Annotated in this window: 22 protein-coding genes and 1 other RNA gene; 13 read left to right on the top strand and 10 right to left on the bottom strand. The window is 58.7% G+C overall.

Annotation, left to right across the window (positions count from 1 at the left end):
• Positions 1-110: 110 nt before the first annotated feature.
• Positions 111-677 carry a DUF4453 domain-containing protein gene (locus AABB31_RS09380; protein ID WP_342078399.1) on the top strand — a complete coding sequence of 189 codons (567 nt, stop codon included), beginning with the start codon at positions 111-113 and terminating at the stop codon, positions 675-677.
• Here the strand turns inward: AABB31_RS09380 and recR are convergent.
• From recR to AABB31_RS09355, 5 genes are read right to left on the bottom strand one after another with little or no spacing between them, the layout of a single operon-like run.
• A complete protein-coding gene (gene recR, locus AABB31_RS09375) occupies positions 674-1,267 on the bottom strand; it encodes a recombination mediator RecR (RefSeq protein WP_342078400.1) in 594 nt (197 codons plus the stop codon). The genes AABB31_RS09380 and recR overlap by 4 nt on opposite strands.
• A gap of 43 nt (positions 1,268-1,310) precedes the next feature.
• Positions 1,311-2,315, bottom strand: a complete 1,005-nt coding sequence (locus tag AABB31_RS09370) for a hypothetical protein (RefSeq protein WP_342078402.1) — start codon at positions 2,313-2,315, stop codon at positions 1,311-1,313.
• A 52-nt stretch (positions 2,316-2,367) separates the two neighbouring features.
• Entirely contained in the window at positions 2,368-2,712 is a 345-nt protein-coding gene (locus AABB31_RS09365) for a YbaB/EbfC family nucleoid-associated protein (RefSeq protein WP_373635671.1), read from the bottom strand.
• Positions 2,713-2,725: 13 nt separating this feature from the next.
• Complete coding sequence (locus AABB31_RS09360; protein ID WP_342078404.1) at positions 2,726-3,121, bottom strand: hypothetical protein; 396 nt, start codon at positions 3,119-3,121, stop codon at positions 2,726-2,728.
• A complete protein-coding gene (locus AABB31_RS09355; RefSeq protein WP_342078405.1) occupies positions 3,097-4,842 on the bottom strand; it encodes a DNA polymerase III subunit gamma/tau in 1,746 nt (581 codons plus the stop codon). Before AABB31_RS09355 ends, AABB31_RS09360 begins: the two co-directional genes overlap by 25 nt.
• 234 nt (positions 4,843-5,076) lie before the next feature.
• On the opposite strand from AABB31_RS09355, the gene AABB31_RS09350 reads away from it, so the two are divergent.
• The 3 genes from AABB31_RS09350 to AABB31_RS09340 all read left to right on the top strand — a co-directional run bounded on the left by AABB31_RS09350 (position 5,077) and on the right by AABB31_RS09340 (position 7,282).
• Positions 5,077-6,573, top strand: a complete 1,497-nt coding sequence (locus tag AABB31_RS09350; protein ID WP_342078406.1) for a hypothetical protein — start codon at positions 5,077-5,079, stop codon at positions 6,571-6,573.
• Positions 6,560-7,048 (top strand): protein-tyrosine phosphatase family protein, encoded by a 489-nt coding sequence (locus tag AABB31_RS09345; RefSeq protein WP_342078407.1) that lies wholly within the window; start codon positions 6,560-6,562, stop codon positions 7,046-7,048. The genes AABB31_RS09350 and AABB31_RS09345 overlap by 14 nt, the downstream gene beginning before the upstream one ends.
• A 90-nt stretch (positions 7,049-7,138) precedes the next feature.
• Complete coding sequence (locus tag AABB31_RS09340; protein WP_342078408.1) at positions 7,139-7,282, top strand: hypothetical protein; 144 nt, start codon at positions 7,139-7,141, stop codon at positions 7,280-7,282.
• 18 nt (positions 7,283-7,300) lie between these two features.
• On the opposite strand, the gene rsgA is transcribed toward AABB31_RS09340, so the two are convergent.
• From rsgA to AABB31_RS09325, 3 genes are all read right to left on the bottom strand, one after another.
• Entirely contained in the window at positions 7,301-8,371 is a 1,071-nt protein-coding gene (gene rsgA / locus AABB31_RS09335) for a ribosome small subunit-dependent GTPase A (RefSeq protein ID WP_373635670.1), read from the bottom strand.
• 148 nt (positions 8,372-8,519) lie between these two features.
• Positions 8,520-8,617, bottom strand: an RNA gene (gene ffs, locus AABB31_RS09330) — signal recognition particle sRNA small type.
• 38 nt (positions 8,618-8,655) lie between these two features.
• Entirely contained in the window at positions 8,656-10,518 is a 1,863-nt protein-coding gene (locus tag AABB31_RS09325; RefSeq protein ID WP_373635797.1) for a bifunctional 2',3'-cyclic-nucleotide 2'-phosphodiesterase/3'-nucleotidase, read from the bottom strand.
• Positions 10,519-10,619: 101 nt separating this feature from the next.
• Here AABB31_RS09325 and nudC point away from each other — a divergent pair, with 101 nt between their 5' ends.
• Together nudC and AABB31_RS09315 are read left to right on the top strand one after the other, a co-directional pair.
• Complete coding sequence (gene nudC / locus AABB31_RS09320) at positions 10,620-11,567, top strand: NAD(+) diphosphatase (RefSeq protein ID WP_373635669.1); 948 nt, start codon at positions 10,620-10,622, stop codon at positions 11,565-11,567.
• A gap of 47 nt (positions 11,568-11,614) precedes the next feature.
• Positions 11,615-12,079 carry an SRPBCC family protein gene (locus AABB31_RS09315; RefSeq protein ID WP_342078412.1) on the top strand — a complete coding sequence of 155 codons (465 nt, stop codon included), beginning with the start codon at positions 11,615-11,617 and terminating at the stop codon, positions 12,077-12,079.
• A 12-nt stretch (positions 12,080-12,091) separates the two neighbouring features.
• Here AABB31_RS09315 and AABB31_RS09310 read toward each other — a convergent pair whose 3' ends face one another.
• On the bottom strand, positions 12,092-12,934 hold the full coding sequence (locus AABB31_RS09310; RefSeq protein ID WP_373635668.1) for a prephenate dehydratase: 843 nt from the start codon (positions 12,932-12,934) through the stop codon (positions 12,092-12,094).
• A gap of 109 nt (positions 12,935-13,043) precedes the next feature.
• Between AABB31_RS09310 and AABB31_RS09305 the strand changes: the two genes are divergently transcribed.
• From AABB31_RS09305 to AABB31_RS09285, 5 genes are all read left to right on the top strand, one after another.
• Entirely contained in the window at positions 13,044-13,577 is a 534-nt protein-coding gene (locus AABB31_RS09305; RefSeq protein WP_373635667.1) for a cytochrome c family protein, read from the top strand.
• A gap of 169 nt (positions 13,578-13,746) precedes the next feature.
• Complete coding sequence (locus tag AABB31_RS09300; protein WP_342078413.1) at positions 13,747-15,663, top strand: extracellular solute-binding protein; 1,917 nt, start codon at positions 13,747-13,749, stop codon at positions 15,661-15,663.
• A gap of 8 nt (positions 15,664-15,671) precedes the next feature.
• Positions 15,672-16,751: a microcin C ABC transporter permease YejB gene (locus tag AABB31_RS09295; RefSeq protein ID WP_373635666.1), complete on the top strand. Its 1,080-nt coding sequence runs from the start codon at positions 15,672-15,674 to the stop codon at positions 16,749-16,751.
• The gene (locus AABB31_RS09290; RefSeq protein WP_342078414.1) at positions 16,748-17,932 is read left to right on the top strand and encodes an ABC transporter permease; all 1,185 of its coding nucleotides are present in this window, start codon (positions 16,748-16,750) and stop codon (positions 17,930-17,932) included. Before AABB31_RS09295 ends, AABB31_RS09290 begins: the two co-directional genes overlap by 4 nt.
• Complete coding sequence (locus AABB31_RS09285; protein ID WP_342078415.1) at positions 17,929-19,524, top strand: ABC transporter ATP-binding protein; 1,596 nt, start codon at positions 17,929-17,931, stop codon at positions 19,522-19,524. The genes AABB31_RS09290 and AABB31_RS09285 overlap by 4 nt, the downstream gene beginning before the upstream one ends.
• A gap of 285 nt (positions 19,525-19,809) precedes the next feature.
• Here the strand turns inward: AABB31_RS09285 and AABB31_RS09280 are convergent, their stop codons facing one another.
• Positions 19,810-21,198 (bottom strand): D-alanyl-D-alanine carboxypeptidase family protein, encoded by a 1,389-nt coding sequence (locus AABB31_RS09280; RefSeq protein ID WP_342078855.1) that lies wholly within the window; start codon positions 21,196-21,198, stop codon positions 19,810-19,812.
• A 390-nt stretch (positions 21,199-21,588) separates the two neighbouring features.
• Here AABB31_RS09280 and clpS point away from each other — a divergent pair, with 390 nt between their 5' ends.
• Positions 21,589-21,930 carry an ATP-dependent Clp protease adapter ClpS gene (gene clpS / locus AABB31_RS09275; RefSeq protein WP_342078416.1) on the top strand — a complete coding sequence of 114 codons (342 nt, stop codon included), beginning with the start codon at positions 21,589-21,591 and terminating at the stop codon, positions 21,928-21,930.
• Between the two features lie 24 nt (positions 21,931-21,954).
• Positions 21,955-22,932: a class I SAM-dependent methyltransferase gene (locus AABB31_RS09270; protein ID WP_373635665.1), complete on the top strand. Its 978-nt coding sequence runs from the start codon at positions 21,955-21,957 to the stop codon at positions 22,930-22,932.

Below are 22,932 nucleotides of genomic sequence, written 5' to 3'. Positions count from 1 at the left end.
CCTTGCGCCAACGCACTGAATTGTGAAGCCCCGCAGACTGGTTCTGGCGGGGCTTTCTATTACGCTGGGTATCAGTTGATTTTGGTCTGGTTCGGGGGCAAGCTGAGGCTATGCGATTTATATGTTTATGTCTGACCTTCCTGATCGCGGCGCCCGCCGCGCAGGCCTCTGACGATTTCTGTCACGAATTGTGGTACACCCGAAACCTGATCGTTGATCGCACCGGCTATTGCTTTGGGTCGGAACTGGGCCAGTCGGTGTTTGATAACACCGGTTGCACCACCGGATCTCCAGCGCTGTCATCGGCGGATGCGCGCAAGGTCGCGCGGATCCGTGATGTGGAAGACGAAATGATGTGTTCGGTCAATACGGGCAGCACGCGGCTGAACTTTTCGGCCACCGCGGAATTGCAGCGCCTTCTGGATTTGCCGGTGCCTGACCGGATCGAAGGCGGCTGTGTCGGATGGCAGGGCGGGGCGCGTGCATTGCGCGCCGGGCACGATGCCGATGCGGCCCAGATCGGAACCCTGAACGACGGTGATTCCGTGTCCTTCGCGCATGAGCCGGAAGGCGATTGGAGTTACGTGACAATCTATGATGGTCCCGATGACGGTCAGGCCGGCTGGGTCATGCTTGCGCCGATATCCGAGGACAGCTGCGCCCAGTGGGTTGGCTAAAGCGCCTTGCGGGCGTTGAGTGCGGCGGTAATTGTGCCGTCGTCCAGGTAATCCAGTTCCCCACCAACAGGCACCCCTTGCGCCAGTGACGTGACGGTCACATCGGGCAACTGATCGGCGATGTAATGCGCCGTTGTCTGGCCGTCGATTGTTGCGCCAAGGGCCAGAATAACTTCTGTGATATCTTCCGCGGTGATCCGGTCCAGCAGCTTGGGTATGCGCAACTCGTCCGGACCCACGGCATCAAGGGCAGATAATGTCCCGCCCAGCACGTGATAGCGCCCGTGAAAGACTGCGGACCGTTCCATCGCCCACAGATCGGCGACATCCTCAACCACGCAGATCTGGCCTGTTCGCCGCTTTTCCGACAGGCAGATATCGCAGATATCAGCCGTACAGACATTGCCGCAATTCAGACATTCGCGGACAGTTGAGCCGACTTTGTGCATCGCATCGGCAAGTGGTAGCAGTACAAGGCTGCGTTTCTTGATCAGATGCAGCACCGCCCGCCGGGCCGAGCGGGGGCCAAGCCCGGGGAGCTTCGCCATCAGTGCAATCAGGTGATCAAGGTCTTCGTTGCCATTTGACATGGTTGGGTCCGGTCATAGTCTGCCGTCGCATATTGCGGAATTTCTAGAACGATACCAGCCCCAGCAGATGTTCGAAAATTGTTGGCAGGAATGTCAGGATGCTGACACCAACCGCTGTGAAAATTGAGAACTCGCCGCCAGGTGGCAGCGTCTTGATTTTGCGGACCTGCTCGCGCAGGGCGACAAGCTCGTCCATCTTGCCGCGATATGCACCGGGGTCGTCCGCATCCACCATCTGTTCGTAGACGGCATCAATATGTTTCTCGACCCTGTTCAGTTCTGTCACCCGTGTTTCCTGAAACTTTGCCGTCAGTGGCAGCATGGGAACCAGATATGTGGCCATGACGGTTGCCAGCGCTGACAGCGAAAACAGGAATGCAGTCACCCCCACAGTGATCACGGATAGTGGCAGGCTGATGACGGCCAGCGTTGCGACAACTGCCACAAGGATCACGATCCGTTTGGTGATGTCCTGATAGATCGCAATGTCCGGCCGGGTTGGGTTAAAGATGTTCAGTTTGATCTTGCTGATCCGCCGCGCCGACAACAGCCAGAAGCGCAAGATGCAATATAGCCCATATCCGATCATCAGGTTGCCGCAGAACAAAAACACGGTCAGCAGCCAGTTCAGCGCACGCGCTTGGTCCGGCGTGCCCGTCCCCGCCCATGGGGCGAGCAGATACACCCAGCCAGCGATAAAACACGCAAAGCAGATCGCGGCAGGGATCGCAAAAATGTCGTTGAATATGTTGCGGAAGGCCCGCCCGATTTCCATTTTTCGGGCGGCGTCCTCTTCCTGTGCATTGAAGGCGACAATCAGCGCGCGCAACCGCGTCTCGAACTGAAAGCCGAAAATCGCGCCGATGCAGGTATTCAGCGCGATGATGAAGACAAAAAGCGGGTCCGCAACACGGCCGAAAAAAGCGATCTGTGCCGCCACATATGCCAGGCCGACCAGAATGGCGGTTCCAATCGAAATCCAGCTTATCAGCCGCCACAGGCCAAGATGGCCGGTATCCGGTTCTGCGCCTTGCGGTTTTTCTGCCATCCTTGTGTCACTCCGGCCCTGCGGTGATCGACCGAATTAGACAGCCAACGCCTTAAAAGGGCAAGTTCATCCCGGGGGGCAGTCCCAGACCTTCGGTGATCTTGGCCATTTCTTCCTGTGCCCGTTCGGCTGCCTTGGTCTGCGCATCCTTGATCGCGGCAAGGATCAGGTCTTCGACGACTTCCTTGTCATCGCCATTGAAGATCGACGGATCAATATCAAGCCCTTTCAGCTCGCCCTTGGCTGTCGCTGTCGCCTTGACCAGACCGGCCCCGCTGACGCCCTCGACCATGATATTTTCCATGTCTTCCTGCATCTGGGCCATCTTGCCCTGCATTTCCTGCGCCTGCTTCATCATCTTGGCCATGTCGCCAAGACCGCCTAAGCCTTTGAGCATATGAATTCTCCTGTCATTTTGAGCGCCGGGGCAACGGCGCTGTATAGAGCACTACACCGATACATAGGATTGTCACAACCGCAATGAAGAGGGCAGGGCTGCCGACGCAGCCTTCGATCATGGCCTGCTGCTTGATGTCATCACCCAGCAGGATGTAGCAGATCGCGCTCCAGCCGACGACAACGACAAGGCCACCCCATTCGCTGCGAAACCGGACGGCCAGGGCGGTGGTCAGGATCATCAACAGAATGATAGGCGTTTGCAGCAGATAGATCAGCTCATCAAGGCTGGTGAATGCGGCACCATCCCAGTCGGGCCTTTCTTTGTCGCAAACCGCGGCCATGGCCATTTGCGGCCACACAACAACTGCGCTCAGGCTCAGGGTTAGTCCTCGTCGAATGGGTCCCATTCCTCGTCCACCTCGGGCAGGGCATCCGCAAACGCGTCATGTTCCTTTTCGGCCTCGGTGCGGATATCCGTGATCCGGGCCTTGGGAAAGGCGGCGATGACGGCCTGCACCAGCGGATGCGCTTCGGCTTCGGCCCTGATTGCGTTTTCAGCGGCATCGCGGACCTCGGCAATCGTGGGGGCGTCGCCTTCGGCGACGCTGATGGCCCAGCGATTTCCCGTCCAGGCTTGCAAACGCGACCCCAGGCGCCCGATCAGGTCCGGGGCGGCATCGGCGGTTGGGTTCACCTCGATCCGGCCGGGCTGGTAGCTGACCAGGCGCAGGCCCGTTTCCACCTCGACCAGCAGTTTGACATCCCTGTGCGCCCGGATCAGGTCAACGACATCCTCAAACCGGGCATAATGCTCCAGCGCGTCTGTACTTAGCGCGACGGCCGTTTGCGCGCCCGATGCGGACGGCCCCGCGGGCGAGGCATGCGTTGGGGCTGGCGCGCTGGCCATGGCCGTTGCACCGCCGCCCGTCGGCGCGGGCCGCCCAGTTGGGGCCGGGCCAGTCGGGGGCGAGGCATCCTGCAATTTGCGCACAAGCTCGTCCGGGCTGGGCAGATCAGCCACATGGGTCAGCCGGATCACCGCCATTTCCGCCGCCATCATCGCATTGGGGGCCATTGCGACCTCTTCAAGAGCTTTCAGCAGCATCTGCCACATCCGGGACAAGACCCGCATTGGCAGGCTCTCGGCCATGGCCTGCCCGCGGCTGCGCTCATCGGGGCTGATCGTGGGATCCTCGGCGGCCTCGGGGGTAATCTTGACGACGCTGACCCAATGACAGACTTCGGCCAGGTCGCGCAGAACGGCCACCGGATCGGCCCCATCGGCATATTGGGCAGACAGTTCCGTCAGCGCGGCGGCGGCTTCACCACGCAGGATCATGTCAAACAGGTCCAGCACGCGACCGCGATCAGCCAAACCCAGCATCGCGCGCACCTGATCGGCCGTCGTTTCACCTGCACCATGGCTGATGGCCTGATCCAGCAATGATTGCGCATCGCGCGCGGACCCTTCCGCCGCGCGGGTGATCAGCGCCAGGGCCTCATCCGTTATCTGCGCGTTTTCGGATGTCGCGATTTTGCGCAGCAGGGCAATCTGGGCCTCGGGCTCGATGCGGCGCAAATCAAAGCGCTGACACCGGGACAACACCGTCACAGGAACCTGCCTGATCTCTGTTGTCGCAAAAATGAATTTCACATGCGCGGGCGGTTCTTCCAGCGTCTTCAAAAGCGCGTTGAACGCGTTCTTGGACAGCATGTGGACTTCGTCGATGATATAGATCTTGTAACGGGCAGAGGCGGCCCGGTAATGCACGCTGTCGATAATCTCGCGAATATCGCCCACACCGGTGCGGGATGCGGCATCCATTTCCATCACATCCACATGGCTGCCATCCATGATGGCGGTGCAATGCTCGCACTGGCCACAAGGGTCCGTGGTTGGCCCACTTGTGCCATCCGGGCCAATACAGTTCATGCCCTTGGCAATGATCCGGGCGGTTGTTGTCTTACCGGTTCCGCGAATGCCCGTCATGATGAATGCCTGCGCGATACGGTCGGCTGCAAAGGCGTTACGCAAGGTCCGCACCATCGCATCCTGCCCGACCAGATCGGCAAAGGTCTCGGGCCGGTACTTGCGCGCGAGGACTTGATAGGTGGGTTGGTCGGTCATCTGCATCTTTCGGATTCGGGTCGGTCGCAAGCCTATGCGTCGGGTCGGGCAACGTCCACCGGATTGCCTTGCGCCCTATCGCGTCACACGCTACCTTTCAGACAGGCCGATTGGGCGGCCACCAGGTTCGCGGAAAGCGAGACGCACCCAAATACGATCTTGAATGACCCATATCGTGGTCTTTCTCATTCGCCCCGATCAGCGAACCGGCGGGCAATTTACGTGAGGAAGCCAATGACAAAGACACTTGATGACCTGCGCCGGCAGGCCAAAACTCTGCAGAAAACCTATGAGGCTGGCGACCGTGCTGCGATCGCACGTGTTGACCTGATCAAACCCCGCACCGGGGTGCTGAAACGGGCGGATTTCCTGCATGTGGTCGCACAGGAAAACAACTTTGCAAGTTGGCCGGAACTGAAAGCGGCGGTGGAAACCCATGGTATGGACCGGGCCGCCCGCCAGCAGCGGCTGAAAATCGCGTTGTATCACGGGCAGGGCCATGTGGTGCAGCGGTTGATGACAGACATGCCCGATCTGGCAGATGGGGCATTTGGCCTGCAGGTTGGTCTGTTTGACCTTGATGCCGTCAGGTCTGTGTTGGCCGATGACCCTGCTGCGGCCACCCGCCAGATCGGGCCACGGCGTCCGATCCTGCATCTGGCCTTTTCCAAGGTTCTGCAGATCTGGCCCGAGCGTCAAGCCGACATGCTGGCCATTGCGGCGCTGCTGGTTGAACACGGGGCCGATGTGAATGACGGCTACCCGGCTGAGCCGGGCAGCACGCATCTGCTTTCGGCGCTTTACGGGGCGATCGGGCACGCGGGCAACATGGCGCTTGGGCAATGGTTGCTGGATCAGGGGGCTGACCCCAATGATGACGAAAGCCTTTATCACGCGACAGAGCTTGGCCATGCGGATGGGGTGCGGATGCTGCTGGCTGCCGGCGCATCGCCTGCACGGACGAATGCCCTGAAACGCGCGATGGATTTCCACAATGCCGAAATGGTGGATCTGCTGCTGGATGCGGGTGCAGGTCCGAACGAAGACCATGGGATGACCGCGCTGCATCACGCGATGGTGCGCAGGGTGCCGCCTGCGATGGTCCAGCGCCTGCTGGACGCGGGTGCGGATGAAACCATCCGCCGGCAAGGTGTCACGGCCTATAGCATGGCGCGGGTCTACGGGGTCGGGGCGGAACTGACGGATATGTTGACCCCGCAACCGCTTGGCGAGGCCGAGCATCTGCTGGCGCAAGCCGCTGAAGGCGTGACCCCCGCGTGCACATTCATTGATCCCGCCACGATCCCCGAGATCTACCGCCATCTGTTGCATGACATCCTGCACAAGGATGACGACTTGGCCCATACCAAGGCGCTGGTTGCGATTGGCATTCCCTGGGATGCGCCAAACGGGGCGGGGCTGACGCCCGTACAGATCGCGGGTTGGGAGGGGCTTGTCCCCGTTCTGGCGTATTTCTTGTCACTCAAACCCGACCTGTCGCATGTGAACGGGTTTGGCGGTACGTTGCTGTCGACCATCATTCATGGGTCCGAAAACAATCCCAACCGGTCGGGACGGGATTATCTCGGTTGCCTGCGGCTTGTACTCGCTGAGGGCGTGGCTTTGCCGCGGCGGGCTATTGAACTGGCAGGTGCGCCCGAGGTTGCGGATTTACTGGCCGCGTGGGCGGCGGCCCATCCGGGACAGGTGGTGGAACATGGCATTGCCTGACTTCACAATCCACAGTCTTGGGGTTGGTGGTGGTGTTCTCGCCATCAGCCCTATTCCGGGCCGTAGCCGACATTATCAGGCCGATTGGGACAGGTTGCTGGCATGGAACCCCGCTTGCGTGATCAGCTTGACGACAACGGCGGAATTGCAACGCAAGGGGGCGGGTTCGCTTGGGCAGGATCTGGCGAATGCGGGGATCAGCTGGATGCATTTGCCCATCGCCGATATGGGGGTGCCGGACCGTTTTGACTGGCCAGATCTGCGGGACCGGGTCTGCGGATTACTGCAAAACAAGGGGCGCGTACTGGTCCATTGCTATGGCGGCTGCGGACGATCGGGGATGCTGGCATTGCGGCTGATGATTGCGGCGGGCGAGGCACCGGATATGGCGCTGGAACGGTTGCGCGGGGCGCGGCCATGCGCGATCGAAACGGATGAACAGATGGCATGGGCGCGTCAGGACGCGACGGCGTAGGATGGATCTTGATCCATCCCACCGGGCGGCGGCGCCCGTCAGTTTTTAATAATGCTGTGGCTGCCAAAGAACCAAAAGAAGGGAACAAATATGATCCATCGTCTTTGTCTGATCGCAGCCCTGTTGGGGCTGACGGGATGTGTGGCCGTGATCGCCCCATGTGCCGAAGGGCAGGATGGGGGCATCGGGAATAGCGGGACCTGCGTCACCACCCCATTGTCAATTCTGGGATAGGCGCGCAGGCCCGGCTGATCAGCGTTTCTTGCGGGACTGTGCGGATTTATACATCTTGCCCAGCTTGCGATACCGGTCGCGGGCCTCGGCGATGGTTTCGGTTGCGTGCTGGTTCTCGCGTTTCAGCTTCTTGAAACGTTTCAGGCGGTCGGCATCAATGTCGCCCCGCTTGATCGCGGCCTGCACGGCGCAGCCCGGTTCGGTTTCATGTCCGCAATCGCGAAATTTGCATTGATCTGCCAGTTCCGAGATCTCCGGGAAAGTCGCATCAATCCCAAATGCGACCTCGGCGACACCCAGGCCGCGCATCCCCGGCGTGTCGATCAGCCAGCCGCCGGTGGGTATCTGATGCAGGGATCGGCCTGTCGTGGTGTGCCGGCCGCGCGCATCATCCTCGCGGATGTCCTGCGTCAGGGCATGCCCGCCCGTTAAGGCATTGGCCAGCGTGGTTTTGCCCACACCCGAGGATCCGGCCAGGGCAACGGTTTGGCCTACACCACACCAGGGCTGCAAGTGACCGGCAACCTCATCGGATTTTGCGTTGATCGTCAGCACATCAAGATCACGCCCAAGACTGCGGGCCTGATCGCGGTAGTGATCCGGATCATCGGCCTGATCCGCTTTGGTAATCAGAATGACAGGTGTGATCAGCGCATCATGGGCAAGGGCCAGATAACGTTCCAGCCGGGCCACGTTGAAGTCGTTATTGCAGGACGTCGTGATAAAAAGCGTATCAAGATTGGCGGCAATCAGCTGCCGTTCGCCGCTGTGATATTCAGTTCCGCGGCTTAGTTCGGTTTTACGTTCCAGCAGGCGGACCAGCCGGTGTTGTTCGGGCGCGGCCAGCGCCCAGTCGCCCACGGCAACAGCCCCGGTCGTCAGTCCGGGATCAAGCGTCAGTTCCAGCGGGCCATCGGTACTTAGCCCAACAACCCGGTCGCGATGGACAGTTGCAATCCGTGTGGGGGTCAGTGTCTCCAGCTCTTCGATCTCAAGCTGTGACATGAAAAAAGGCTGCCAGCCAAGCGTGGCAAGGGTGAGGTCAGTCAATGCGATATCCTCGTCAAAGGAAGAAAAATCCTTGCGCATTGGTCATGCGCAAAATGCACCGGACGAGGGGACGGAAATAAGTTCAGCGCACCCTGGCCGGGAGGATGGTCAATACAACAATCATGAATGCCCTCCTTGGCTGAACATCTGTTGCGGCGCATCGGTTCCGACTGCCGCATATTAACTAAGGTGAGAGGCTGACAACGACCCAAGCGGGGCTCGTTATGGCTGCTTCCTTCCGGACCTGACCAGGTTGGCGAGGCGCTCGCCCGCGCCAACCTCTCACCTGTCATATAAGGTGGGGAACGCGACGGTGCAAGCGTTCAGAAGGTCAGCCTGAATTTGTCAAAGCCGTGCTCTGCCGCGCCCAAATGTGTGATGGCACCGCTGGCAAAGCGTTGGGCCGCCGGTGCCGACAAAAAGATCGCACTGGTATCCGGCAATGCCGTAAAGCTGCGCCCGGTTTGCGGCGTGATATCCACAACGCGCCGATCCGCCACATAATTGATCAGAATGTCGCGCACCGTCTCGACCGACCGATAAAGGATATCGTCGGCCTCGACCCCGGGAAAGCCGCCGCCGCCATTGGTGCGGTAGGTATTGGCCGCGACGATGAACTGGTCATCATCGCGCACGTCCTCGCCGTCATAGCGCAACCATCGTACCCTGCGCGCGGCGGGGTCGGCGACCAGTCCTTCGGTATCAAAATGGCTGGGCTGGCTGAGATCAAATTCATATTCCAGCCCGTAAATCGTATCGCAATTATAAGATGGGCTGCCGGGGTTCAGCAGGTCCTGATCGGCCTGTCCGACAATCATTTGCGCAAAATGCACAGCGCTTTGTTCCAGCCACAACCGCAATGCGGCACCACTGCGGCGGACCGCGCAAAGCGTATTTGCAAACGGATAGATTGCCGACGCATCGCGCAACGTCAATGGGCCGGGCGGGATATGGGTGTAGTGGCTGGCCCCGCCATGGCCGCCGGCCCGAAATGGTGCGGTGGCCGCAAGAACCGGCAGGTCCCTGAAACTGGTATCGGTCAGAACACGGGCCACATATGCCTGTTTTGCCTGTGCCAGCAATTGCTGGCTTAGATCGTGGTCAATCGTGCCAAAATAGCTGTGCAGATCAACCTTGGTGCGGGCCACAGGGCGCCGGATATGGCGCAAGGTGGCATGATGGGCGTTTTTCACATCCTGGGTCAGTTTCTGCTGCAGCCTTGTGCCGCTGCCATTGGTCGCCACGGCGCGCCGCAGGCCGATATTGCCGATATCCCACAGCCATTGATCATCCGTCCAGCGCAGGTCCAGATCAATCACGCCCAGACAACTGCCATAGGATCCGGCCATCACCGTCGGTTTTCCATGCAGGGTGCCGCGCACTGGATCAATGATGCCTGTGCGTTGCCGGTGGGCCCCTGGGAATTCTTCGTGGGTGTGGCCGGTCAGCAGAATATCCAAGCCCGATACTGCAGCCAGCGGGACGGCTGCATTTTCCATACCAGGGTGATGCGCCTCGGCGCCGATCCCGGTGTGACACAGGCCCACAATGATATCAGCCCCCGCATCGCGCATCAGCGGTATCGTCGCTTGCGCCGATTTGACCATGTCAGAGGCACAGACCGCACCATCCAGCGCGACTTTGTCCCATTTGGTGATTTGGGGCGGGACGAACCCGATCACGCCGATATTTATCTTGCGAACATGGCCGTCATCGCAGGCAAGATCGCGTTCCAGAATCAGGAAGGGGGCGAAAAAGGCGGTGCCCTTGCACAGATGAATATTCGCGCAGGTCACCGGAAATTCGGCATCCCGTAATATTTTGCGCAGAAAGGGCAGCCCATAGTTGAATTCGTGATTGCCCAGTGTCACCGCATCATAATCCAGCGCATTAAACGCGCCGATCATGGGATGCGGCGTGTCTGTATTCTCTGCCGCGCTGAGGTAATCGGCGAGCGGATTGCCCTGCAAAAAGTCACCGTTGTCAAATAGCAACGATGTTATGGTTTTGTCTGCGCGCAGGTCTTCTATCAGGGCTGTCAGCGGGATCAGACCGCGCATCACCACATCTTGTTCGCTGAAATAGTCGTAGCCAAGCAGCTGCATGTGCAAATCGGTTGTTTCCAAAATGCGAAGCCGTGCGGTCGGAATATGTCCTTGTTTGCTTGATGCGCCTGAACCGGGCATTCCCATTGACGGTAATCAACCTTAAATTGCAACTCGCGAAGTCGCACACTTTTAGCACATAATAATTTGAACTCCATATACTCACATGTCATTTCGAGCATATGAAAAATGCAGAATTGGTCACTTTTGGGAATGGTGGGCTGGATCGGGCCGCTGAATGGCGTGCGGATTCGGTCAATTTGCGCAACCGGCCCGACGCCAAAGCGGTCGTTTTGTGGCGTGGCAAGCCGCTTGTGCAGGCGGATGCGCTGGTCAAAATCCCACTTGATCATCCCCTATTGGCGGATGCCGCTGATGAAATGATCCTGCTTGGCCGATCCGAGGGCGCGCCGCTTTTTGCTGCCGATATCTCGGGATGGGTGCCGCAGGATCTGGACCTTACAACGCTTGATACCTTTCTTGACCCAACCGAACAGGTGCATCCTGCCCTGCCGGACGCTGCATTTCGGGAATTGCGCGGGATCATGACCGGCCTTGACCGGCATGATGCCGAAGTCGCGGCGACCGCCAAGGCCATCATGGGCTGGCATCGGTCGCATCGTTTTTGCGCGCGCTGCGGACAGGAAAGCACGATGGCCATGGCCGGCTGGCAGCGCGATTGCGCGGCTTGCGGCGGTCACCATTTTCCGCGGACCGATCCGGTTGTGATCATGCTGATCACGCACGGGAATGATGTGCTTTTGGGCCGGTCGCCCGGTTGGCCCGAGGGGATGTATTCCTGTCTGGCAGGATTTGTGGAACCGGGCGAGACCATCGAGGCGGCCGTACGCCGCGAGACATTCGAAGAGGCGGGGGTGGCCGTCGGGCGGGTTTCATATCTGTCCAGTCAGCCATGGCCCTTTCCCGCATCGTTGATGTTTGGCTGTCTGGGCGAGGCGCTGAGCACTGATCTGCATATTGACCCTGCCGAGATCGAAGATGCCCGCTGGGTCAGCCGGGAAGAACTGGCAAAGGCCGTTACCGGTCAGCATCCGGATATCCTGCCTGCCCGAAAAGGGGCAATCGCGCATTTCCTGCTGGAAAACTGGTTGGCAGACAGGCTTGAATAGCCTTTGGTGAAAGATAGGTTGCCCCCAATAAGGTTTGGTACGCACGGATGAAATTCAGCACTCGCGAAGATATCGAAGCGCCGATTGAGCATGTTTTTGAACGGGTCAGCGATTTCGCAAGTTTCGAGCGGCGCGCGCTGCGGCATGGTGCGGATATCGTCCGGCTTGATGACGGGGCTTATCAGGTCGGGTCTGGCTGGGATGTCAGTTTCACGTTTCGGGGCCGCGAACGGCGGATGCATGGCGAACTGACCGAGATTGACCCGCCCAATATGTATCAGGTTTACACCAGCTCGGACGGCATGAACATCACGACAGAGGTGCAGTTGGTTGCCCTGTCGCGTGGGCGCACCCGGGTGGCCGTATCCATGGACCTGCGCGCGAAATCTCTGACCGCCCGGCTTTTGCTGCAATCCATGAAGCTGGCCAAGACAAAGCTGACCAAGCGGTTCAAGGCCCGCGTGCTGGAATTCGCCGAAGACATCGAAGACGCCTACCGCAAGGGCAGCTGACGGGGCCTGGCCCTAGGTCTTGGTATGGCGTCTGCCAGCGGCCGGATAAACCCCCATCACATGCAAATGGTCGGTGAAGTAGCGCAATTCTTCCATTGCCAGCTGCACGTTGCGATCGTCAGGATGCCCTTCGATTTCGGCGTAGAACTGTGTGGCCTGAAAGGACCCCCCAACCATGTAGCTTTCCAGCTTGGTCATATTCACCCCATTGGTCGCAAAGCCGCCCATTGCCTTGTAAAGTGCTGCAGGAATGTTGCGCACCCGAAAGACAAAGCTGGTCATCATGCCATGCTTGCCGCGCCTTTTGTAGTCAGGCTCGCGGGCCATGACGAGGAAACGGGTGGTGTTATTGTCTGTATCCTCGATATGCCGGGCCAGGATATCGAGGTCGTAAATTTTTGCGGCCAATTCCGAGGCCAGCGCGCCGCGGCTTTGATCATCGCCTGCGGCCACGTCGCGCGCGGCCTTGGCGTTGTCCGAACTGACGCGCCCCCTGATTCCGTTTTCACGCAGAAAGCCTGCGCATTGCGGCAGTATGACAACATGCCCATAGGCATCCGTGATCCCGTCCAGCTTGGCGCCTTTCTTGCCCAGCAGGTTGATATGGACGCGCACAAAGCTTTCATCAACGATATGCAGCCCGCTTTCAGGCAGCAGGGAGTGCACGTCGGCCACACGGCCATAGGTCGAATTTTCGACCGCGATCATGCCCAGATCGGCATCTCCCTTGCGCACGGCCTCAATGGCGCTGTCGAAAGTCGGGCAGGGATGGGGGGTGAAATCCGGGCGACTTTGCACGCAAGCCTCGTGCCCATAAGCGCCAAGTTCCCCCTGAAAAGCGATTTTCCGGGACATGATTGTGGTCCTCCCCCTCTGACCGACCAATTTTGGGCGTTTGGTCGCGGCAGTATACCTTGCAACCCGGTGTGGGAAGCGGATAGATACCCGCAAAACTGTGAACGGAATGGAACGCGACATGTTCGACACAATGACAATGACCAAAGTGGTAGGAGCCCTATGCGGCACGTTCCTCGTCTATCTTCTGGGTGGCTGGGGTGCGGAGCTGATTTATCACAGCGGTGGCGGACATGGGGATCATGCCCAGGCTTACGAGATCGAGGTCGCAAGCGCCGAAGATGCGGACGAGGGCGCGCCCGAGGAAGAGGTTGATTTTGCCGTTGTCATGGCATCGGCCAGTGTCGAGGATGGCGAAACATTGTGGCGGAACTGCCGGTCTTGTCACGCGCTGGAATCGGGTGTGCATGGCACTGGGCCGGCACTGCTTGGTGTGGTGAACCGCGAAGTCGCATTTTATGACGACTTCAACTATTCGGGCGCCTTGGTCGCCGTCGCAGAGACGTGGACACCCGAGAACCTGAATGCTTTCCTTGAAAACCCAAAGGGTTACGCCCCGGGCACGGCCATGGGCTATAACGGCATGCGCAAGATCGAGGATCGGGCAAATCTGATCGCCTATCTCGAAAGCGTGGCGCAGTAAGACAGCGTCCCTTGCAAGTTATGAACAGGCCGTCCGCTATGGGCGGCCTTTTTCATGATTGTTACAGTTCTATCACCCTTGGATCACGCATTCTCAACTTGAATGTTTGCCGTGCTGTCTCGTAGCCTCATCTATGAGTACAGTAGCGACACAAATACCGGAGAGACTGATGCATCATCGCCCCCTGTCCAAAGCGGCCGCCATAACCAAAGATCGCCAGCAGACGCGATTGAAACACTGGGTGTTGGGATCGGTCTTTGGCGTAGGTGCTGTGTTTGCGGCAGAACCGCTATGGGCGGACAGCCATCAGACGATCATCGAAAGCCATGGCTTTAACGAATATGGCGAATTGAAATATGGGCCGGATTTTCCGCATCTGGACTATGTGAACCCGGATGCCCCGTTGGGTGGTCAAATTTCGGTATCGACGACCGGCACGTTTGACAGCATGAACCCGTTTGCGACCTTGTCCGGAACGCCCGGCGCATTGGCCTCGACCATTTATGAGCGGATCATGGCGGCAACCTCGGACGAGGTCGGGTCAATCTATTGTGTGCTCTGCAGGACACTGGAATATCCCGAGGACCGGTCCTGGGTCATTTTTAACCTGCGCGACGATGTGACCTTTTCTGACGGCACGCCGTTTACGGCCCATGACATTGTTCACACGCACAAATTGTTCCGCGAGCAGGGGACACCGTCGTTCCGGGCGGGGATCACCGAACTTGTCACCGGCTATGAGGCCTTGGATGATCTGACTGTGAAATTCACGTTCAACGAAGACTCCCCATTCCGCAGCCGGATTTCGCAAATGGGGTCTGCGCTAGCGATGTCCAAGGCATGGTTTGAAGAAACCGGCGCGCGGCTGGATGAGCCGGGTTTGGAGGTGTCGCCGGGTACGGGTGAATATGTGATCGGCAAGGTCGACCCGGGACGTCAGATCATTTACGAACGCAACCCCGACTATTGGGGGCAGGACGTACCGATCAATGTCGGGCGCGGAAACTACGACAGCATCCGGATCGAATATTTCGCAGATTCGTCCGCCGCATTCGAGGCGTTCAAGGCGGGCGAATTCACCTTCCGGCAAGAGACAAGTTCGCTGAACTGGGCGACATCCTATGACTTTCCGGCCATCGAAAATGACTGGGTGACCAAGGATGTTCTGGATGACGGGACATTGGCCGCGGCAACCGGGTTTGTGTTTAACCTTGGTCGCGAGAAATTGCAGGATCGCCGGGTGCGTCTGGCACTGGGGCTGATGTATAATTTCAACTGGACGAACACAAACCTGCAATATGGCCTGTTCGAACAGCGCGAAAGTTTTTGGGAAAATGACCGGTTGAAAGCAACGGGCCTGCCCGAGGGGCTGGAACTGGACATGCTGGAAACGGTCCGCGATATGCTTCCCGAAGAGATATTCACCGAACCTGCCTATCTGCCGCATGAAAGTGGCGAACGCCCGCTTGACCGGGGTAATCTGCGACGTGCCTTGGCCCTGATGGAAGAGGCCGGATATGTCACCGGTGACGATGGTTTGCTACGCAATGCAGATGGCCAGACGCTTGACGTGGAGTTTCTGGAAACCCGCCAAAGCTTTGACCGGGTGCTGACGCCCTATATCGACAATCTTGAACGGCTGGGCGTGAATGTGACCTATAACCGGGTCGATGCGTCGCAATATCAGGCCCGCGTGCAGGCGAAGGATTATGACATGATCTTTAGCTTCTGGGTCAATGGGTTGCAGGAAGGCACGGGCCTTCTTCAGCGCTACGGTTGCGAGGACAAGGACGATATTTTCAATCGGTCGGCCTATTGTTCGCCAGCTGTTGATGCGCTGGGCGAATTGGTCAGTAACGCGGCAAACTACGACGAGATGTCAGCCGCCGTGCGCGCCATTGATCGCATCATGCGCTACGACTACTTCGTGGTGCCGGTCTGGACCCGTTCCTCTAACTGGGTGGCCTATTACGATATGTATGAATACCCCGAAAACCTGCCGGAATTTGGGCTGGGTCATCTGGACTACTGGTGGTTCAACCAGGAAAAAGCTGACGCGCTGCAAGCGGCCGGCGCTTTTCAGTAGTATCATTCATGGGCGCCTATATTCTTCGACGGATGTTGCTGGTGATCCCCACCTTGTTGGGGATCATGATCATCAATTTCAGCCTGATCCAGTTTGTGCCGGGCGGGCCGATTGAACAGATATTGGCCGAGCTGGAAGGCGGCGGCGACGTGTTCGAAGGCATTGCCGGTGGCTCTGGCGACGCGGATATCGGTAGTGAGGGTGACAGCGACTATATCGGCGGGCGCGGTTTGCCGCCTGAATTCATCGCCGAGTTGGAGCGCGAGTTTGGGTTCGACAAACCCCCGCTCGAGCGGTTTCTGAACATGATGTGGAACTATATCCGGTTCGATTTTGGTGAAAGCTACTTCCGGTCGATCAGCGTGTTTGATCTGGTCATGGAAAAGATGCCGGTGTCGATCACGCTGGGGCTTTGGTCGACGCTGATTGCCTATCTGGTGTCCATCCCGTTGGGGATCAAGAAGGCGGTCCGCGACGGGTCGCCCTTTGATACATGGACGTCGGGGGCCATCATAATCGGTTATGCGATCCCAGGCTTTCTGTTCGCGATATTGTTGATCGTCCTGTTCGCGGGCGGATCCTATTGGCGGGTATTCCCGCTGCGCGGCCTGACATCGGCGAATTTCGATGACCTCAGCCTGATTGGAAAGATTCTGGACTATCTGTGGCATATCGCGCTGCCGGTCTTTGCATCAACCATATCCGCCTTTGCGACGCTGACATTGCTGACCAAGAACAGCTTTCTGGACGAGATCAATAAGCAATATGTCATCACAGCCAAGGCCAAGGGGTTGACCGAGGCGCGCGTGCTTTATGGCCATGTCTTCCGCAACGCGATGCTGATCGTGATCTCGGGGTTTCCCGCATTGTTCATCGGGGTCTTTTTCGGCGGATCACTGATCATCGAAACGCTTTTCTCGCTTGATGGGCTGGGCCGGCTGGGGTTCGAGGCCGCCGTGGCCCGTGATTATCCGGTTGTGTTCGGGACGCTCTTTGCGTTTTCGCTGATCGGGCTGATCGTGGGGATTCTGACCGATATCACCTATGTGTTCATCGACCCACGCATTGATTTTGAGGCGCGCGGATGATGCGGCTATCCCCTCTCAACCAGCGCCGCTGGCGCAATTTCAAACGCAATCGGCGGGCAACATGGTCGCTGACGATCTTTCTGGTGCTGTTCGGATTGTCGTTATTCGCCGAATTCATCGCCAATGACAAACCGATCATGGTCAACTACCGGGGCGAGCTGCGGATGCCGATCTTCAGCTTTTATTCCGAGCGTGACTTCGGTGGCGATTTCCCCACAGAAGCCGCCTATCAGGATGTCGAAGTCCAATGCCTGATCAGGACCGGCGGTCTGGAAGACTGCTTTGATACCCCCGAGGAGTTGATCGAAACGATTGATGGCGGTGCTGCGGTCGATATTGAAGGTTTTGAGAAGGGGTGGATGCTGTGGCCGATCATTCCTTATTCCTACAATACAATCGTGGATGTTGCAGGCGTCGCCCCGTCCCCCCCAAGCCCCGACAATTGGCTGGGCACTGACGATACCAAACGCGACGTGGTCGCGCGCGTGATCTACGGGTTCCGCCTGTCGGTGATGTTTGCGCTGCTTGTGACCGTTGCATCATCCATCATCGGGATCACTGCGGGTGCTGTGCAGGGGTATTTTGGTGGCTGGACGGATCTGATCTTTCAACGTTTCATTGAAATCTGGAACGGGACCCCGTCGCTTTACGTGATCATTATTGTCTTCGCGATCCTGGGGCGAAGTTTCTGGCTCCTTGTGTTTTTGACTGTGCTGTTCGGCTGGCCTGCGCTTGTTGGCGTTGTCCGGGCGGAATTCCTGCGTGCGCGCAATCTGGAATATGTGCGTGCGGCCAAGGCGCTGGGCGTGCGTGACCGAACCATCATGTTCCGGCACATGCTGCCAAATGCGATGGTTGCGACGGTGACGATGCTGCCATTCCTGGTGACCGGCGCGATTGCAACGCTTGCTTCGCTTGATTTTCTGGGCTTCGGGCTGCCATCATCCGCACCCTCGCTGGGCGAAATGACCTTGCAGGCCAAACAGAACCTGCAAGCGCCATGGCTTGGTTTCACCGCGTTCTTTGTCTTTGCAATCATGCTGTCGCTGCTGGTCTTTATCTTCGAAGGGGTGCGCGATGCGTTTGATCCGCGCAAGACCTTTGTCGTGGATACCAAAACCGAATTGGGCGGGGCCGATCCCATTGCTGACGCCAACATATCCGGGATTGACGCAAGATGAGCACGGTATTGGATGTGCGCGACCTGCGCGTTGGGTTTCGGCAGGACGGAACAATTGTTCACGCCGTGCGGGGCGTGTCGTTTCAGGTGCATCGGGGCGAGACCGTCGCGCTGGTCGGCGAAAGCGGATCGGGCAAGTCCGTCACGGCGTTGTCCACGGTACAATTGCTGGGTGACAACGCCGCAATGTCCGGGTCAATCCGTTATGCTGGCACCGAAATGGTCGGCGCAAGCGAGGCTGATTTGCGCCGGGTCCGGGGCAACGATATCAGTTTCATCTTTCAAGAGCCGATGACATCGCTGAACCCGCTTCACACGCTGGAAAAGCAGCTTGCCGAAAGCATTGAACTGCATCAGGGCCTGCGCGGTCCGGCGGTGCGCGACCGGATAATCGAATTGCTGAACCGGGTTGGTATCCGGGACCCTGAAAGCCGGTTGAATTCCTATCCTCACCAACTGTCCGGCGGGCAGCGGCAGCGTGTTATGATTGCGATGGCGCTGGCCAATGGGCCGGAACTTTTGATAGCCGACGAACCGACCACCGCCCTCGATGTGACAATTCAGGCGCAAATTCTGGATTTGCTGGCCGAGCTGAAAGATCGCGAACGCATGTCGATGCTGTTCATCACGCATGATCTGACCATCGTGCGCAAGATCGCGGACCGCGTCTGCGTGATGAAAGACGGTGAGATCGTCGAAACAGGGCCGACCGCCGACATTTTCGCAAACCCGCAGCATCCCTATACCCGCACATTGCTGGCTGCCGAATCCACCGGCGTGCCGGCCCCCGTGGATGCGGACGCGCCTGTGGTCCTTGAAACCAGCAACGCCAAAATCTGGTTTCCTGTTCAGGCCGGCCTGCTAAAGCGCACAGTTGGCCATATCAAGGCCGTAAATGACGCAACCCTGACCGTCCGCGCGGGCGAGACGTTGGGTGTGGTCGGCGAAAGCGGTTCGGGCAAAACCACGCTTGCGCTGGCGGTGATGCGGTTGATCCGGTCCGAGGGGCGGATCGCGTTTCAAGGCACCGATATCCATCACCTGAACCAACGGCAGATGCGCCCCTTGCGCAGCGATATGCAGATCGTCTTTCAGGATCCCTACGGCTCGCTTAGTCCGCGGATGACCGTGGCCGAGATTATCGCCGAAGGCTTGACCATTCATGATGTTGACCCCGGTCGGAACCGGCGCGATATGGTGGCCGAAATCCTGCAAGAGGTCGGGCTGGATCCCGATCTGATGGACCGCTACCCGCATGAGTTTTCGGGCGGTCAGCGACAGCGGATCGCCATCGCGCGCGCCATGATCCTGCGGCCCAAGCTATTGATCCTGGACGAGCCGACCTCGGCCCTTGATATGACGGTGCAGGTGCAGATCGTGCATTTGCTGCGTGAATTGCAGGTGAAATACGGGTTGGCCTATCTGTTTATCAGCCACGACCTGAAGGTCGTGCGCGCCTTGTCGCACAAGGTGATGGTGATGAAGCAGGGTGATGTGGTTGAGGCGGGGCCCGCAAACGAGATCTTTGATGCGCCGCGGGATGACTATACCCGTGCGCTGATGATGGCGGCCTTCGAGGGCGAAGTGGCCTAGCGCCGGTTTGCAGACAGAGACAAAGCACTGAAATCCGGCCGCAGTATTGTTGACATCAGCGGTCTTGCGCGTTGGCCGTCGCACCTTGCAACGGTGGTGACTTGGTCGAGGATTTTGAGGCTGGGCATGATGGGGTAGATGATCATCGCGAAGCGTCTGATCGACGCTTCGAGACTGGTCTGGACCATTCGTATAACAACCAAACGGCTTGAGGTTTTACCACATGCCCAGCTGAACCAATGGCGTGGCTGTCACGACACATGATTGCCTGCGCTCGAATGTGCTCTAGCTTTCCGCGCCGATCATGAAACAGGTGGTTCCACGCGCCTGCAAGCGTCGGCAGGCCAGATCGGCCCCTTCGCGGGTCAGGCCCATGAAATTGGCATCAAAGCCACCGGATCGCTGAATGACCCGCCGCAAGGACCCGTCAAGTGTGCTCATCTCGTTCAGGGCAACGCGCAACAGAACGCGTTCTGCGTCATAGCGCGAGTTGTATCTGCCCACGTTCACACCCCAGTGACGCCCACCGGATGTCGAAATGCGGGTCACGACCTCTGGTTCGGCATCCACCACCGGCGCAGGCGCTGCGGCGGCCACGACGACCTGTTGTTGGGCCGGGCGCTGGCGCGGTGTCACGGCAGGGGTCTGTGCCACCTGCTGAACTTGTTCTGCTGGCGCGGCGGGGGCTGGTTCGGCAACGGCGGCAGCAAGCGCCTCGGCAACGGCCGCATCAACGGCGCTGGCGACAACCTCGTCAATGACCTGTTGGTCCACGCTGGCAACCAGTTGGGTGGTCGCGGGTGCTGCGGCACCAGGCCGGGCGCGGGGGCGGATACTGCGCGTGATCAGCCCGCTGACCCGAATGATCTTGCCGGCCCCGCCATTGCTGGCGCGCGCTGGATTAGCCTCGGCCGACAGCATTGCTGCAGGCGGGTTGGGTTGGCGCACGCGGGCGCGTGACGGCGCGCGGTTAAAGCCCATATCCATCAATTCGGTGATACGGGCGTTGCGGGCGGCAGTGGACGATCCGCCAAAGACGGTTGCGATGATACGCTCCTGCCCCCGCTGGGCAGAGGCCACAAGGTTGAAGCCAGCCGCGCGGGTATATCCGGTCTTGATCCCGTCACCGCCGGCGTAATTGTTCAACCAGCGACGGTTGGTGTGCCGCACGGTGGCAATGCCGGCATCCGCTGTTCTGCGCGAAAACAGGTTATAATATTGCGGAAAGTCATAAATGACGTGACGGCCCAGGATCGACATGTCCCGCGCCGTAGACATGTGACCGTTCTGGGTCAGCCCGTGCGCATTGCGAAAGGTTGTGTTGCGCATGCCCATCGCGGTGGCTGTGCGGTTCATCCGGGTGGCAAACGCAGCCTCCGATCCGGAAATTGCGACGCCAATGGCCGTCGCGGCGTCATTTGCCGATTTCACAGCGGCAGCGCGCAACAGATAGCGCAGGCGAATTTTCTGACCCTCGCGCAGACCCAGCTTTGAAGGGGGCTCTGCCGCGGCCAGCCGTGTCACAGTCACCGGCGTGTCCAGCGAAATCTCGCCACGTTCAATCGCCTGGAACGCGATATAGAGCGTCATCATCTTGGTCAGCGAGGCCGGATGCAATCGGGTGTCGGCATTGCGCGAATGCAAGACCTCGCCCGTGCGCGCATCCATCACCATCGCTGCGTAAGGTGCCGCTACCGCAGAAACGGGTGCCAATAGCGAAAAGGCCAATAGAAATAATGAAAATAGCCCGTTGAGGGCCAACAGTCCCGGACGACTTGCCACGTCGCTTGCCTCTTTTTTCTGCCTCTGACCCCGGATTTTTCCGGTGGTCTTATTGTTATGGCAAGACGCTAGCACATGTTTGAAAATCAGAAAACACCCTAATTTCAAAGGTTTTTGGGGTGATCATAAGGTCACACGCGCAAGATGTTGTGTGTGTGGCGACCGTGATGGCAACATACTCGGGGTTTGCGGAAAATCTGCTCGCCGCAGGTTAACAAAACCTTGGTCTTTTCATGTGTCCATCTTGTCTTATATATAGCGCTGACCAAACAGGGCGACTGGATGTCAGAAGATTTCTACATGATGGCGGAACGGGAAGGTAACGATGATGGCGACATCGGCGTTGCGCTGGAAACCAAGCCGAAGACCAAACGCCCACCGATGTACAAGGTGCTGATCCTGAATGATGATTTCACGCCGATGGAATTTGTCGTTCATGTTCTGGAACGGTTCTTTGGCCTGTCGCATGCGCAGGCCTTTGAATTGATGCTGACCGTGCACAAAAAAGGCGTGGCCGTTGTAGGCGTGTTCAGTCACGAGATTGCGGAAACCAAGGTCGCACAGGTGATGGATTTCGCCCAACGCCACCAGCATCCTCTGCAATGCACCATGGAGAAAGAATAGCGCGGCCGCGCTGTTCGTGATCTGATGTCCCAATCCCGCCTCCGCACGGCCATCGACGAAGGTGGGTTTGATCCCGGTGCGGGTACTGTCGCCGTGATGCGGCCGCCGCCGGGCTACGATATTGGGGCATTGCCGCGCGATAGCGTGCAGATCGTCCACAGTTACTATCCCGATTGCGCGGCCTGGGATGCCGCTGGCTATCCGGTGACGCAGGAACATACAAAGGTCAGTGCCGCCATTGTCGTGGTGCCCCGTGCCAAGGCGCTGGCCCGGTCGATGATTGCTGCCGCCTGCCAATATGCCGATCTGGTGATCGTGGACGGGCAAAAAACCGATGGCGTCGACAGCCTGTTCAAGCAATGTCGCAAGGTGCTGGGGGATCTGCCCGCGATCACCAAGGGGCATGGCCGTATCTTTTGGTTTCCTGCCACAACCGATTTTCAGGATTGGGCCGCGCCGCCCCCGGAAAAAGGCGCACATGGCTATTTCACCACGGCGGGCGTGTTTTCCGACGGCGCGATTGATCGCGGCTCTGCCTTGCTTGCAGATGCGCTGCCATCGAAGTTGCCCGGGCGGATGGCGGATCTGGGCGCAGGCTGGGGATATCTGGCCGCACCCGTCTTGCAGCGCGACGGTGTTGCGGCCCTTGATCTGATCGAGGCCGAGGCCCTGTCGCTGGCATGCGCGCGGCTGAATGTGTCAGACCCGCGCGCCCAATTCCATTGGGCCGACGCCACCCAATTCCGGCCTGACGCCCCCTATGATGGGATTGTGATGAACCCGCCCTTTCACGTTTCGCGGACGGCTGATCCGGGCTTGGGGCGGGCGTTCATTCAATCGGCAAGCCGTATGCTGACGCCGAACGGGAAACTGTGGATGGTGGCCAACAAGCATTTGCCATATGAAACAACATTGTCGGAATGCTTCCGCAATGTGGACATCATTGCAGGCGACGCTGCATTCAAAGTCTTTCACGCGACAAAGCCGCAAACCAAATCCTGA

The sequence above is a fragment of the Yoonia sp. SS1-5 genome (genome assembly GCF_038443705.2).
Lineage (GTDB): Bacteria > Pseudomonadota > Alphaproteobacteria > Rhodobacterales > Rhodobacteraceae > Yoonia > Yoonia rhodophyticola.
Note: the sequence above shows the minus strand (reverse complement) of the source record. Positions and strands in the feature narration are given on the sequence as shown.